Origin of the sequence: Kitasatospora sp. NPDC002551, from assembly GCF_040296005.1 — a bacterium.
Lineage (GTDB): Bacteria > Actinomycetota > Actinomycetes > Streptomycetales > Streptomycetaceae > Kitasatospora.
The window spans coordinates 1-13,240 of record NZ_JBEOWI010000079.1; the positions used below are offsets into that span (position 1 = coordinate 1).

Consider the following 13,240-nt stretch of genomic DNA (forward strand, 5'->3'; position numbering starts at 1 on the left):
CTCCCGTCGGGGCCCCGGGGGCCGGCTACGGCTACCCGGGCGGCCCCGCTCCCGCCGGCGCTCCGGCGCCCGGCCCGGCGCCCGCCCCGGCCCCGGCCGCCCCGCCGGCGCCCGTCCCCGGGCCGCCGCCGGCCGCCCCGGTGCCGCCCGGCGTGCCCGCCGTCGGCCCGGGCTACTTCGCCGCGCTCAGCTACCGGGGCCCGGACGGCTCGGAGCAGAAGCTGCTGCACCGCAGCGAGCCCGGCACCCCGCACCCGGAGTGGAAGATCCTCCAGGACCTGCGGCGGCTCAACGTGCCGCCGGAGCAGGTGCTGGAGCTCTACACCGAGCTGGAGTCCTGCGACCTGCCCGGCGGGTACTGCAACCGGATGATCGCCGCCTCCTGGCCGAACGTCCGGCTCACCCACACCGCCGACTACGGCCGTGACCACCACTCCCGGCAGGCCGGCATGGCCCAGCTGCTCGACCACCTGGACGAGCTGCACCAGCTGGCCTCGGGGCCGCAGCGGGTCCGGCCGCAGCGGGTCCCGCTGCCGGCGCCGGGCACCGTCCCGCCGCTGCCGCCGCTCGCGCCGCAGCAGCTCGCCCAGGAGCTCGGCCAGGCCTTCGGGCCGAACGTGTTCCGCTTCGAGCAGCGCGCGGTGGCCCGCCAGGGCGTGCCCGAGCCGGTGGCGCAGACGCTGATGTGGTCGGGCCTGCCGCGCGAGTACGGACCGTTCTTCTGGGCGCAGGCCCAGGAGGGCCGGCCGATCCCGACGCTCGCCGAGCTGGCCGCCGAGCGCGGTCTGCCGGGCGGCCCGGACTTCGGCGGCTACCTGGTGCTCGGCAACGACTACGGGCGCCAGCTCTGTGTGCAGTACGGCACGGCCCACGTGGTCGCGGTGGACCTGGAAGGAACCGGCGAGCCCCCCCGGTTCGTCAACACGGGTGTACCGGAGTTCGTCCGCTCCCTGGCCCTGCTGGGCCGGATGTGGCGGCTGCGGTACGGGCTGACCCCGGACCAGGCCGGTCGCTGGACGACCGACTTCCAGGCCCAGCTGGCCGCGATCGACCCGGCTGCGCTGCAGTCCGCGGACACCTGGTGGGCCGTGCTGCTGGAGCAGTTCTGGGACGGCCTGCTCTGAGCAGGCCGTGCCGGATCCGCGCAGGTGGCAGGGGGTCGTTCCGGTGCCCGGAACGGCCCCTTCGGCGTACCGGCGCGGCGGTGCCTCGTTGGGGTTTCGTCCACATCCGCGCAAAATAGGTCAAGAGGATGGTCGCAAGCGTCCGTCCTCGACATGTTTCGATCCGCCCGACGCCCGAATCCCGACCGGGTTGCCCGACCCGGTTCCCGAGCAGACCGATCCGTCCGATCATGGGCTCCGCAGCCCGCGACACGAGGGGAAGAGCCCATGAGCGACGCCGTCCCCCAGTACGGCTTCACCGTTGCCCGGCGCGGTTACGCGCCGGAGCAGGTCGACCGAGCCCTGACCGCGCTCACCGCGCAGCGCGACGAGGGGTGGGAACGGCTGAGCGTGCTCGGCGCCGGACTCCGGGAGATGGAGCGCCGGCTGGCCGAGATCAAGCAGGCCGCCGCCGACGCCCCCGAGCCCGACTACCAGGTCCTCAGCGACGAGGCCGCCGGCCTGGCCCGGATGGCCGAGAACGAGGCCCGCGCCGTCCGCGACAAGGCCGAGCGGTTCGCCGAGGACCTCCGCGACGAGGTGTACGAGGCCGGCCAGGCGCTCGACCGCGCCGCCAAGGAGTACGCGGCCACCACCCGCACCGAGGCCGACGCCGCCGCCCGCCGCACCGACGAGCGCACCCGGGCCGAGGCGGAGACCATCCGGGCCGAGACCGACCGCGAGGTCCGCTCCGTCCGGGACTCCGCCACCGCGCACGCCGCCAAGGTGCGGGTCGCGGCCGCCGAGGCCTCCGAGCGGGCCGAGGCCAAGCTGGCCGAGCTGCGCCGCAAGGCCGACGAGATGTTCGCCGAGGCCCAGGCCGAGGCCGACGCCGAGGACTCGGCGGTGTCCGCCACGGCCGAGCGCCGAGTCAAGGAGGCCGAGCAGTTCCGCGAGACGGTGCTCGGCCAGATCAAGCAGAGCGACGCCGAGGCGCAGGCCCGGGCGGACCAGCTGATCGAGCAGGCCCGGCGCGAGGCCGAGCGGATCAACGCGGCGAGCGAGCGCGAGCAGCGCGAGTACGCGACCAAGCTGGAGACGGTGCAGCAGCACCTCGACCACATCAAGGCGACGCTGGCCTCGCTCACGGGCGCGGCGGTCGGCGCGATCGAGCCCGCGGCGCTGGAGGCCGCGGCGCTCGCGTCCGGCCCCGCCCCGGTCGACGCCCCGGTCGACGCCCCTCCGGCGGATGCTCCTCCGGTGGACCGGGCCCCGGCGGTGGACTCGGAGGCGGACACCGGGGAGGTTCCGCTGCCCGTCCTCGCCGACCCGCGGGCCGACCTGCGCAAGGAGCCGGTCCCGGCGCCCGCGAGCGAGCCGGTTCCGGCGCCCGCGAGCGAGGCGGCCACGGCGGTGCTGCGGGTCACCCCGGGTCCGGTCTCCCCGGTCCCGGCCCCGGCCGCGGCGGTCGCCACCGGGCCGGTGCCGCCGAGGCCGGCCGCTCCGCCGGCGGTGGCGGCGGAGGCCGGTGAGGGCGCGCTCGTCCCGGCCGGGCGCCCCGCCGAGGAGGAGACCCGGATCATCCCGAAGATCGTGATCGTCGACGACGGCAGCGACTACGCCACCCCCAACACGGTCGGCTACAACCGCCGTCGCTGAGCCGGCTCCGGTTCCCCGTCGGGCCCTGTCAGGCCCCGAGCGCCCCTCCTGGGCGCCCGGGGCCTGACGCGTTCCCCGGCGTTCGCCGGGCCGTGGGTGCGGCCCGGCGAACGGGGGTCGGCCCGGCTCACGGGGTCGGCCCGGTGTCGCCCTCGGCGAGCAGCCGGGTCAGCCTGGCGTCCTGGGCCCGCACGGCCTCCCGGTGGGCGTTCAGGGCCTCGGCGTGGTGGTCGATCTGCTGGCGCTGGTAGCCCGCCAGGACGGCGAACCAGATCCCGGCCAGGTTGGTGTCCGCGGTGCAGTCGGCGTCGGCCCGGGCGGCGGCCAGTTCGGCCGGGGTGGGCCGGGCCGTGGCGTGGAAGCGGTCCGGGAGGCTCGCCGGGTCGGCGCCCTGGAAGCCCGCGGTCGCCATGCAGGAGGCCCACCGCGCGGTCGCCGCGGTGACCCGTTCGTCGCGTCCGGTGGCGGCCATGGAGTCCGCGAAGAGCCGCCCGATGAGGTCGGCCTCCGGCCCCGGCGGCGCGCCGATCCGTTCGGCGGCCTGCCGGTCGCAGTCGACCCGGGTGGCGTCGTAGGCCTCGCCGGCCCCGGCCGCCGGTGCGGCCGCGCCGGGTCCGGGCAGGGGGCGCGCGGGAGCGTGGAACCCCTGGACTCCCGCGGCCTCCGCCCCGAGGTACCCCCACGCGCCGGCCGGCAGCGCGGTGGCGTTGTCCGGCGGCCGCGCCTCCTGCAGGCCGTCCCCGGTGAAAGCGGCGTAACCGGCCCGGTGCATGCACGAGACGATCAGCGCATTGCGCACCTGGATCTCCGTCACGGCGGCCCGGTCGTCGGCCTGATAAGCGGAGAGCGGAAGTCCGGTCATTCCGGCCCGGCCGGATTCCGGGGCTTTCGGCGCGTCGATCGCCGGAGGCGTCAGGGCGGATTCCGAAGAACTCCCTCCGGAAGCCCCGGAACAGCCGGCGAAAAAGGCCGATAAAACGACCGCTGTGGCGGTGGCGGTGAATCGTCCGAAATGCGTCGGGCGGGCCAATCGGAAGCTCCGATCCTCAAGGACGGCGGGACTGTTCGGACCCTAGCGCATGCCCGTGCGAGGCGGCCCGCGAGGCGTCGTGGCGGTGCGGCTTGGCCGGAAAAGAACTGTTCGGCCGTGCGGTGCCGTGTCAGCCTCTGGAGTCGCAGTCGCTACCCCTTCGGAGGGTTCACATGATTCGCCGCACATCCCGTTCGGAACGTTCTCCACGGTCCCGTTCCGGAAATGCCCTGAGCCGTCGGACCGGCGCACTCGCGGTGCTCACCGCGGCGGCGGCCGCATTGATTCCGGCGGCGAATGCCGAGGCCATCAACCGGATCGACTGCGGAAACCGCAACGATTTCGCGAAGGTCTACAACTACGGTTACGGCAGCACGCTCTGTTTCGCGAACGACGGCTGGATGGCCGTGCGCATCTACAACGTCGACCGGATCGACGCCGGGAACAACAAGGTCATCACGTACCTCGGCGGCGGCATGGGCTCGTGGACCGTCTTCAACTGGGAGCAGTACGACTTCAACGCCCGCGTGGGCCACGAGGTGACGATGTACGACATCAACCTCTCCCGCTGGTAGACGGTGCGGGACGACCCGCGGTGCCGGGCGGGTGCGGACGCCCGGCACCGTCTCCGACGGGTCAGAGCACCTCGACCGCGGCGCCCCGGGGCAGCCGGCGCCGGCAGTCCAGCACGTACCGGGCGTGCGCGGTGACCGCCTCGTAGTCGAAGTCGTCGTGGTCGGCGAGCAGCACCACCGCGTCCGCCGCCGCCAGCTCCTCCGGGCCGGCCTCCACCCGGCGCACCGCGCCGAAAGGGTCCCCGTGCGGGTCGTGCTCGGCGGCCCGCTGGCCGGGGATCACCGGCTCGGGCGCGTGCACCCCGACCACCACGTGCGGGTCGGCGGCCCGGACCTCGGCGCCCATCCGGACCAGCAGCTCGGCGATCCGGGCGGCCGGCGTCTCCCGGGCGTCGCCGGTGTTCTTCTTGTACGCCAGCCCGAGCAGCAGCACCCGCGAGCCCTTGACCGAGCGCTGCCGCTCGTTCAGCGCCTCGGAGAGCCGGCGGACCACGTAGTCGGGCATGTGGCTGTTGACGTCGTTGGCCAGCTCGACGAACCGGAACGACTGGCCGAGCGCCCGCTCGACCCGCCAGGACAGGTAGGACGGGTCGATCGGCAGGCAGTGCCCGCCCACCCCCGGGCCGGGGGTGAACCGCAGGTAGCCGAACGGCTTGGTGGAGGCCGCGTCGATGGCCTCCCAGACGTCGATGCCGAGGTCGTGCGCGAACATCGCCAGCTCGTTGACCAGCGCGATGTTCACGTGCCGGAAGGTGTTCTCCAGCAGCTTGGTCAGTTCGGCCTCCTTGCAGGAGGAGACCGGGACGGTCCGCTCGACCAGCCCGCCGTAGAAGCCCTCGACCGCCGCCAGTGACGCCGGGTCGATCCCGGAGACCACCTTCGGGGTGTTCTCCAGCCGCCAGGCCGGGTTGCCCGGGTCGATCCGCTCGGGGCTGTAGCCGAGGTGGAAGTCCCGCCCGGCGGTCAGCCCGGAGCCCTGCTCCAGCAGCGGCGCCAGCAGTTCCTCGGTGGTGCCGGGGTAGGTGGTCGACTCCAGGACGACGCTCGCCCCGGGCCGCAGGTGCTGGGCGAGCAGGGCGGCCGAGCTCTCGATGAACGACAGGTCGGGCACGCCCTCGCGCAGCGGCGTCGGCACGGTGATCACCGCGACGTCGAAGCCCGCCACGTCGGACGGCTCGGCGGACGGCAGGTAGCTCCCGTTCTCCAGCAGCGGCCGCAGCCGCTCGGCCGGGATGTCCTCGACGTACGACTCGCCGACGGCCAGCCGTTTGATCCGGCGCTCGTCCACGTCGTAGCCGACCACCCGGTGCCCGACCTCGGCCGCGCGGACCGCGAGCGGCAGCCCCACGTAGCCCTGGCCTGCGATGACAACGCGCATGACGAAGAACCCCCTCCATCGCGGACGCCCCCTGGCCCCTCCGGGCGCCCCCCACACGGTCTTCACATCAGGGTAGGGAGCGGGGCCTGCCCGCGCGGGTTTTCCCGGGATCGCGCCGGAAGGGGCCGGAAAGGGGAGGGCCGGAAGCGGGGCGCCGGGCCGGGGAACGCGTGAGGCCGAGACCCGTGGCGCCCTCCAGGAAAGGACGCCACGGTTCCCGGCGTGTGGGCGGGCGCCCCCACCCAGGGTCGCCCGGCCTCGCACTCCCGACCCCCATCGGGTGTGCGACCGTGCCCCCGCAGCCATCCCCCACGGTTGGGTGCGGCGGGCACATTCACCATGGTGCGCGATCTCCATGGACGGGCAGTGACAGGAGTATGTCCAGTTCGTGGCAGATCGCGACGGCCGGGAAACGGTCCGGCAAAACGGTCGGAGCGGCAGCGCGCGGCCGGTCGTTCGTCCGCGCCGGATCCGGCCCCGTCCGGCCCCCGCCCGCACGCCGGGTGCGGGTGGGCCGCGCGGCGTAGGCTGGAGACCCCCGGCCGCTCGGCGCGCCGGGCCGTTCGCGTTGCCCGGACGGGCCTCTGGCCGCTTGGGCAGCACCAGCCACGGGACGAAGAAGAGACTCCAGATGAGCCTGACCGGACTGCTCGATGTCGTCGCGCGGGACGCCGCCCTCGCCGAGGCGATCGAGGCCGCGACCTCCCCCGGTGCCGCGGCCGGTGGCCGCCGGCACCTCGACCTGGTCGGCCCGCCCGCCGCCCGGCCGTTCGCGATCGCCGCGCTCGCCCGCGCCCTCGCCGGGCAGGCGGCCGGGGAGCGGGGCCGCCCGGTGCTGGCCGTCACCGCCACCGGCCGGGAGGCCGAGGACCTCGCCGCCTCGCTCCGCTCGCTGCTGCCGCCGGACGCGGTCGCCGAGTTCCCGGCCTGGGAGACGCTGCCGCACGAGCGGCTCTCGCCGCGCTCGGACACGGTCGGCCGCCGGCTCGCCGTGCTGCGCCGGATCGTCCACCCCCGGGCCGACGACCCGGCCGCCGGGCCCGTGCAGGTGATCGTGGCGCCGGTCCGCTCGGTGCTCCAGCCGCAGGTGAAGGGGCTGGCCGAGCTGGAGCCGGTGGCGGTCCAGCGGGGCGAGTCGCACGATCTGGAGGAGATCGCCCGGCGGCTCGCCGCGGCCGCCTACTCCCGGGTCGAACTGGTCGAGAAACGCGGCGAGTTCGCGGTGCGCGGCGGCATCCTGGACGTCTTCCCGCCGACCGAGGAGCACCCGCTGCGGGTGGAGTTCTGGGGCGACGACGTCGAGGAGATCCGGTACTTCAAGGTGGCCGACCAGCGGTCGCTGGAGATCGCCGAGCACGGCCTGTGGGCGCCGCCCTGCCGCGAGCTGCTGCTGACCGGGGAGGTGCGGGCGCGGGCCGCCGAGCTGTCCGCCGAGCACCCGGGGCTGGCCGAGATCCTGGACCGGATCGCCGAGGGCATCGCGGTCGAGGGCATGGAGTCGCTGGCGCCCGTCCTGGTCGACGACATGGAGCTGCTGCTGGACGTGCTGCCGCTCGGCTCGGTCGCGGTGGTCTGCGATCCCGAGCGGGTCCGGACCCGGGCCGCCGACCTGGTGGCGACCAGTCAGGAGTTCCTGCACGCCTCCTGGGTGGCGGCCGCGGCCGGCGGCGACCGGCCGATCGACCTGGAGACCATCGACGTCTCGGCCGCCTCGCTGCGCTCGCTCGCCGAGGTGCGCGAGCACGCCGCCGAGATCGGCCTGCCGTGGTGGTCGGTCAGCCCGTTCGCGACCAGCGACGCCTCGGCGGACGGCGTACCGGCGGTCGGTGCCGCCGACGGGTACGGCGACGCCAACACCCTGACCCTCGGCATGCACGCGGTCGAGGCCTACCGGGGCGACACCGCGCGGGCGATCGCCGACGCCAAGGAGCGGCTGGCCGCCGACTGGCGGGTCGTCATGGTGACCGAGGGGCACGGCCCGGCCTCGCGGCTCGCCGAGGTGCTCGGCAACGAGGGCATCCCGGCCCGGCTGGTCGCCGACCTGTCCGAGGCGCCGACCCGGGACGTCGTGCACGTCTCCTGCGGCTCGATCGAGTACGGCTTCGTCGACGAGGCGCTCAGGCTGACCGTGGTCACCGAGACCGACCTGTCCGGCCAGAAGTCCTCCACCAAGGACATGCGGCGGATGCCGTCCCGGCGCCGCAACGCGATCGACCCGCTGGCCCTGGTGTCCGGCGACTACGTGGTGCACGAGGCGCACGGCGTCGGCCGGTACGTGGAGATGGTGCAGCGCACCGTGCAGGGCGCCACCCGCGAGTACCTGGTGCTGGAGTACGCGCCGGCCAAGCGCGGCCACCCCGGCGACCGGCTGTTCGTGCCGACCGACCAGCTCGACCAGGTCACCAAGTACGTCGGCGGCGAGGCCCCGACGCTGCACCGGCTCGGCGGCGCGGACTGGGCGAAGACCAAGCAGCGGGCCAAGAAGGCGGTCAAGGAGATCGCCGCCGACCTGATCAAGCTGTACTCGGCCCGGATGGCCGCGCCCGGCCACACCTTCGGCCCGGACACCCCGTGGCAGCGGGAGCTGGAGGACGCCTTCCCGTACGCGGAGACGCCGGACCAGCTGACCACCATCGCCGAGGTCAAGTCGGACATGGAGAAGTCCGTCCCGATGGACCGGCTGATCTGCGGCGACGTCGGCTACGGCAAGACCGAGATCGCGGTGCGCGCGGCCTTCAAGGCGGTGCAGGACGGCAAGCAGGTGGCGGTGCTGGTGCCGACCACGCTGCTGGTGCAGCAGCACTTCTCGACCTTCGCCGAGCGGTACGCCAACTTCCCGGTGAACGTGAAGGCGCTGTCCCGCTTCCAGACCGACAGCGAGGCCAAGGCCGTGCTGGAGGGGCTGTTCGAGGGCTCGGTGGACGTCGTCATCGGCACCCACCGGCTGTTCTCCTCGGAGACCCGCTTCAAGGACCTCGGGCTGGTCATCGTCGACGAGGAGCAGCGGTTCGGCGTCGAGCACAAGGAGCAGCTGAAGAAGCTGCGGGCCAACGTGGACGTGCTCACCATGTCCGCGACCCCGATCCCGCGCACCCTGGAGATGGCCGTCACCGGGATCCGCGAGATGTCCACCATCACCACCCCGCCGGAGGAGCGGCACCCGGTGCTGACCTTCGTCGGGCCGTACGACGAGAAGCAGATCTCGGCGGCGATCCGGCGTGAACTCCTGCGCGAGGGACAGGTGTTCTACATCCACAACCGGGTCGAGTCGATCGACAAGGCGGCCGCCCGGCTGAAGGACCTGGTGCCCGAGGCGCGGATCGCCACCGCGCACGGACAGATGGGCGAGACCCAGCTGGAGAAGGTGGTCGTCGACTTCTGGGAGAAGGAGTTCGACGTCCTGGTGTCGACCACGATCGTGGAGTCCGGCATCGACATCTCCAACGCCAACACCCTCATCGTCGAGCGCGGCGACACCTTCGGCCTCTCCCAGCTGCACCAGCTGCGCGGCCGGGTGGGCCGAGGGCGGGAGCGCGGGTACGCCTACATGCTGTACCCGCCGGAGAAGCCGCTGACCGAGACCGCGCACGAGCGGCTGGCCACCATCGCCCAGCACACCGAGATGGGCGCCGGCATGTACGTGGCGATGAAGGACCTGGAGATCCGCGGCGCGGGCAACCTGCTCGGCGGCGAGCAGTCCGGGCACATCGCGGGCGTCGGCTTCGACCTCTACATGCGGATGGTCGGCGAGGCGGTGGCCGAGTTCCGGGAGTCGCTGGCGGGCGGCGGCGAGCCGGAGGAGGAGCCGCTGGAGGTGAAGATCGAGCTGCCGGTCGACGCCCATGTGCCGCACGACTACGCGCCGGGGGAGCGGCTGCGGCTCCAGGCCTACCGCTCGATCGCGGCGGTCAACTCGGAGGAGGACATCACGCAGGTCCGGGACGAGCTGGTCGACCGTTACGGCAAGCTGCCCGAGCCGGTGGAGAACCTGCTGATGGTGGCGGCGCTGCGGCTGTACGCGCGGCGGTGCGGCATCGCGGACATCACCCTGCAGGGCTCCAACGTGCGGTTCGGGCCGGTCGAGCTGCGGGAGTCGCAGCAGCTGCGGCTGAACCGGCTCTACCCGCGCAGCCAGGTGAAGGCGGCGGCCCAGCAGCTGCTGGTGCCGCGTCCGTCCACCGGGCGGATCGGCGGCAAGCCGCTGGTCGGGCGGGAGCTGCTGGCGTGGTGCCGGGAGTTCCTGTCGACGATGTTCGACGACCTGGCGGGGGCCAGGAAGTAACCGGCCCCGCCGGGTGCGGCGGTCTCGGGCGGTGAGCCCGAGGCCGCCGTTGTCGTTCGGGCCGGCGGGCCGGCGGGCCGGCGGGCCGGCATGCGGGGCCGGGGCGTGGCGTGCCCGGGGCTGTGAACAGGGCCGTCAACCGATCTTCCACTGGCCGACCTGGTCGGCGAAGCCGTTGTCCAGGGAGAACTGGACCTTGTCCAGCTTGGTGCCGTCGGGCACCTCGAAGACCACGAAGCCCTTGCCCGTCTCGCCACTGGCGATGTTGGTCGGGGTCTGGAAGGACGGGCCGGCCTTGGTGTCGGCGAGCGTCGGGCCGTAGGCCTGGCCCTGGCCGTCGATCACCTTGGCGCTGCTCCACGGGGCCTCGCTGTACGCCTTGGAGCCGGTCACCTTGATCTGGAACTGCACGGCGACGTAGTGCTTGCCGTCCGCCGCGGTGAGGTACTCGTTGGTGCTCTCCGCCGGGTCGACCACCTTCACGGCGGTGACGTCGGCGGTGTTGCCCTTCTCCAGGGTGCCCTTGAGGGCGATGGTGTCGCCGATCTTGGCCGGGGCCTTGGCCGCCTCGGACGGCTTGCCGTCGGCGGGCTTGCCGTCGGCGGGCTTGGCCGCCGCGCCGCTGTCGCCGGCCGCCGGGGCCGAGGCGGCGGCGGTCTGCTTGGGCTCGGTGGAGACGGACGTGCCCCCGGTGGAGTCGCAGGCCGTCGCGGTGAGGGCGACGAGCGCGGCGCCGACCAGCAGGGCGGCGGTGCGGCGGGTGCGGCGGGTGGTGACGGACATGGCTGTCTCCTCTGTCTCTGCTGTCTCTGCGGGGCTGTCTCTGCGGTTCTCGGTGCCGACCCGGCGTGTTGCTGTGCCGTCGTGCTGTCGACAGGAGAGATCACACCATGAGGTGTGAACGACGTCAACAGGCATTTGTGAAATGTCTCTGTTCACGTGTGAACTCCGCGCCGGGCGGTGCTGGCTATGCTGTGTGGTCACATCAGTTCTTCCGCCGCCGCCGATCGCCGCCGAAGGAGCCCCATGCCGGACCGTCCCGAGGTGACCGCCGTCGAGATCGCCCGCCTCGCCGGGGTGGGCCGTGCCGCCGTCAGCAACTGGCGCCGCCGGCACCCCGACTTCCCCCGCCCGGTCGGCGGCACCGACAGCAGCCCGACCTTCGCGCTCACCGAGGTGGAGTCCTGGCTCCGCGCCCAGGGGAAGATCGCCGAACTGCCGCTGCTGGAACGGGTCTGGCGGATCGTCGAGACCCTGCGCGACCCGGCCGGTCACCCGGCCGCCCCGCTGGTCCAGGCCGGCGCCGTCCTGCTGCTGCACCACCGCGCGCCGGAGCACTGGAGCGCGCTCGCCGACCAGCCCGACACCAGGCTCGCCACCGGCCTGCCGCGCGCCCTCGCCGACACCGCCCGCACCGTGCTCGGCCCCGACGGCGCCGCCGGCCTGCGGCAGCCCGGCCTGCTCGGCTCCACCGAACTGGACCTCGCCCGCCTGCTCGCCGAACTCGCCGCCGCGGCCGGTCCGGCCGACGCCTTCGAACAGTTGCTCACCCGCTACGCCGAGGCCAACACCCGCCAGCTCAGCCCCACCCCGCCGGAGGCCGCCGAACTGCTCGCCGCCGTCGCCGGCGTCCCCGCCACCGTGCTCGACCCCGCGACCGGCCTCGGCGCGCTGCTGCTCGCCCTGCCGCCCACCACCGACCGCTACGGCCAGGACGCCGATCCGGTCACCACCGCGCTCGCCCGGCTCCGGCTCGCCCTGCGCGCGCCCGCCGCCGACCCCGCCCCGCTCCCGCTCGACCTGCGCCCCGGCGACGCCCTGCGCGCCGACGCCTACACCGGCCACACCTTCGACGCGGTGCTCTGCCAGCCCCCCTACAACGAGCGCGACTGGGGCCACGACGAGCTGCAGTTCGACCGGCGCTGGCCCGGCGGCCTCGTCCCGCCGCGCGGCGAGTCCGAACTCGCCTGGGTGCTGCACTGCCTCGCCCGCACCCGCCCCGGCGGGCTCGCCGCGCTGCTGCTCCCGCCGACCGTCGCCGCCCGCCGGGCCGGTCGCCGGGTCCGCGCCGAGCTGCTGCGCTCCGGCGCGCTGCGGGCCGTCGTCGCGCTCCCGGCCGGTGCCGCGCCGCCGTACGGGGTGCCGCTCCACCTCTGGGTGCTGCGCGCCCCCCGCCCCGGCGACGACTTCCGCCAGGTCCTGCTGCTGGACGCCGCCTCGGCCTCGCCCACCTCGGGCGAGGTCGCCGAGGGCGGCCGCGACAAGGTCCGCTGGCCCGAGCTGCGCCGCACCGTGCTCGACGCCTGGCGGGCGTTCGACCTCGCCGCCCGCGAGGGCCTGCCGCTGCCCCCGGACCGCCCCGGGCAGCACCGGACGGTGGCGGCCATCGACCTGCTCGACGACGAGACCGACCTCTCGCCCGCCCGCCACGTCCCCCCGGCCGCCCCGCCCGGCGGCGCGGCCGGACTCTCCCACCTCGGCGGCCGGCTGACGGAGCTGCTGGCCGGGCTCGCCGACCCCGGCACGCTGCTGCCCGAGCCGGCCGGCGAGGCGGACGGCGCCGGCGGTGCCGGCGTCGCCGTGGCCACGCTGGGGGAGCTGGTCCGCTCCGGACTGCTGGAGGTGCACTCCTCCGGTGCGGGCGTCCCCTCCCGGCCGGCCGGCGCCGATCCGACCGGCACCCCCGTCCTCACCGACCAGGACCTCATCACCGGCAGCACCCCCGGCGCCGTCCTCGACCGGCACGCCGCCGCACCCGACGCCGCCGGTACCGGGGTGCTGACCCGGCCCGGTGACGTCCTCGTCCCCGCTCTCGGCGGCGCCGCCGCCCGCGTCGTCGGCCCGGACGGCCCGCCCGCCGGCGCCGCGCTCGGCCGCCAGCTCCACCTGCTGCGCCCCGACCCGGCCGCCCTCGACCCGGACTTCCTGGCCGGCCACCTGCGCTCCACGGCCGCCGCCCGCCGGGCCGCCAGCCACGCCTCCACCACCACCCGCCTGGACATCCGCCGGGTCGAACTGCCGCGCCTGCCGATCACCGAGCAGCGCCGGCTCGGCGCGGCCTTCGCCCGGCTCGCCGCCTTCGACGCGACCCTGCAACGCGCCGCCGCCCTCGGCCGCACCCTCACCCAGGCCGCCACCGACGCCCTCGCCGCCGGCGCCGCCGAACCGCCGCGGTCCCCCTGACGCCGCACCGGGCGCGCGGGGCGTGAAGGG

Annotated in this window: 8 protein-coding genes; 5 read left to right on the plus strand and 3 right to left on the minus strand. The window is 74.8% G+C overall.

What is annotated here, in order from left to right:
- On the plus strand, positions 1–1,124 hold a 1,124-nt coding region (locus ABT093_RS37085; protein ID WP_350571840.1), incomplete at its 5' end, for an SUKH-4 family immunity protein.
- Between the two features lie 267 nt (positions 1,125–1,391).
- Positions 1,392–2,762 carry a hypothetical protein gene (locus tag ABT093_RS37090; RefSeq protein WP_350571842.1) on the plus strand — a complete coding sequence of 457 codons (1,371 nt, stop codon included), beginning with the start codon at positions 1,392–1,394 and terminating at the stop codon, positions 2,760–2,762.
- Between the two features lie 127 nt (positions 2,763–2,889).
- Here the strand turns inward: ABT093_RS37090 and ABT093_RS37095 are convergent, their stop codons facing one another.
- Complete coding sequence (locus ABT093_RS37095; protein ID WP_350571844.1) at positions 2,890–3,624, minus strand: hypothetical protein; 735 nt, start codon at positions 3,622–3,624, stop codon at positions 2,890–2,892.
- Between the two features lie 341 nt (positions 3,625–3,965).
- On the opposite strand from ABT093_RS37095, the gene ABT093_RS37100 reads away from it, so the two are divergent.
- Positions 3,966–4,367, plus strand: a complete 402-nt coding sequence (locus ABT093_RS37100; RefSeq protein WP_350571846.1) for a beta/gamma crystallin domain-containing protein — start codon at positions 3,966–3,968, stop codon at positions 4,365–4,367.
- A gap of 61 nt (positions 4,368–4,428) precedes the next feature.
- On the opposite strand, the gene ABT093_RS37105 is transcribed toward ABT093_RS37100, so the two are convergent.
- Complete coding sequence (locus ABT093_RS37105; RefSeq protein ID WP_350571848.1) at positions 4,429–5,745, minus strand: nucleotide sugar dehydrogenase; 1,317 nt, start codon at positions 5,743–5,745, stop codon at positions 4,429–4,431.
- 631 nt (positions 5,746–6,376) lie between these two features.
- On the opposite strand from ABT093_RS37105, the gene mfd reads away from it, so the two are divergent.
- A complete protein-coding gene (mfd, locus tag ABT093_RS37110) occupies positions 6,377–10,027 on the plus strand; it encodes a transcription-repair coupling factor (protein ID WP_350571850.1) in 3,651 nt (1,216 codons plus the stop codon).
- Positions 10,028–10,162: 135 nt separating this feature from the next.
- Here the strand turns inward: mfd and ABT093_RS37115 are convergent, their stop codons facing one another.
- The gene (locus tag ABT093_RS37115; RefSeq protein WP_350571852.1) at positions 10,163–10,810 is read right to left on the minus strand and encodes a DUF4352 domain-containing protein; all 648 of its coding nucleotides are present in this window, start codon (positions 10,808–10,810) and stop codon (positions 10,163–10,165) included.
- A gap of 243 nt (positions 10,811–11,053) precedes the next feature.
- Between ABT093_RS37115 and ABT093_RS37120 the strand changes: the two genes are divergently transcribed.
- Positions 11,054–13,210, plus strand: a complete 2,157-nt coding sequence (locus tag ABT093_RS37120) for an N-6 DNA methylase (RefSeq protein ID WP_350571854.1) — start codon at positions 11,054–11,056, stop codon at positions 13,208–13,210.
- Positions 13,211–13,240: the final 30 nt, after the last annotated feature.

Bases quoted from the DNA above. Each gene is read 5' to 3' on its own strand.
- ABT093_RS37090 (WP_350571842.1), top strand. From the start codon at position 1,392: ATGAGCGACGCCGTCCCCCAGTACGGCTTCACCGTTGCCCGGCGCGGT.
- ABT093_RS37095 (WP_350571844.1), bottom strand. From the start codon at position 3,624: ATGACCGGACTTCCGCTCTCCGCTTATCAGGCCGACGACCGGGCCGCC.
- ABT093_RS37100 (WP_350571846.1), top strand. From the start codon at position 3,966: ATGATTCGCCGCACATCCCGTTCGGAACGTTCTCCACGGTCCCGTTCC.
- ABT093_RS37105 (WP_350571848.1), bottom strand. From the start codon at position 5,745: ATGCGCGTTGTCATCGCAGGCCAGGGCTACGTGGGGCTGCCGCTCGCG.
- mfd (WP_350571850.1), top strand. From the start codon at position 6,377: ATGAGCCTGACCGGACTGCTCGATGTCGTCGCGCGGGACGCCGCCCTC.
- ABT093_RS37115 (WP_350571852.1), bottom strand. From the start codon at position 10,810: ATGTCCGTCACCACCCGCCGCACCCGCCGCACCGCCGCCCTGCTGGTC.
- ABT093_RS37120 (WP_350571854.1), top strand. From the start codon at position 11,054: ATGCCGGACCGTCCCGAGGTGACCGCCGTCGAGATCGCCCGCCTCGCC.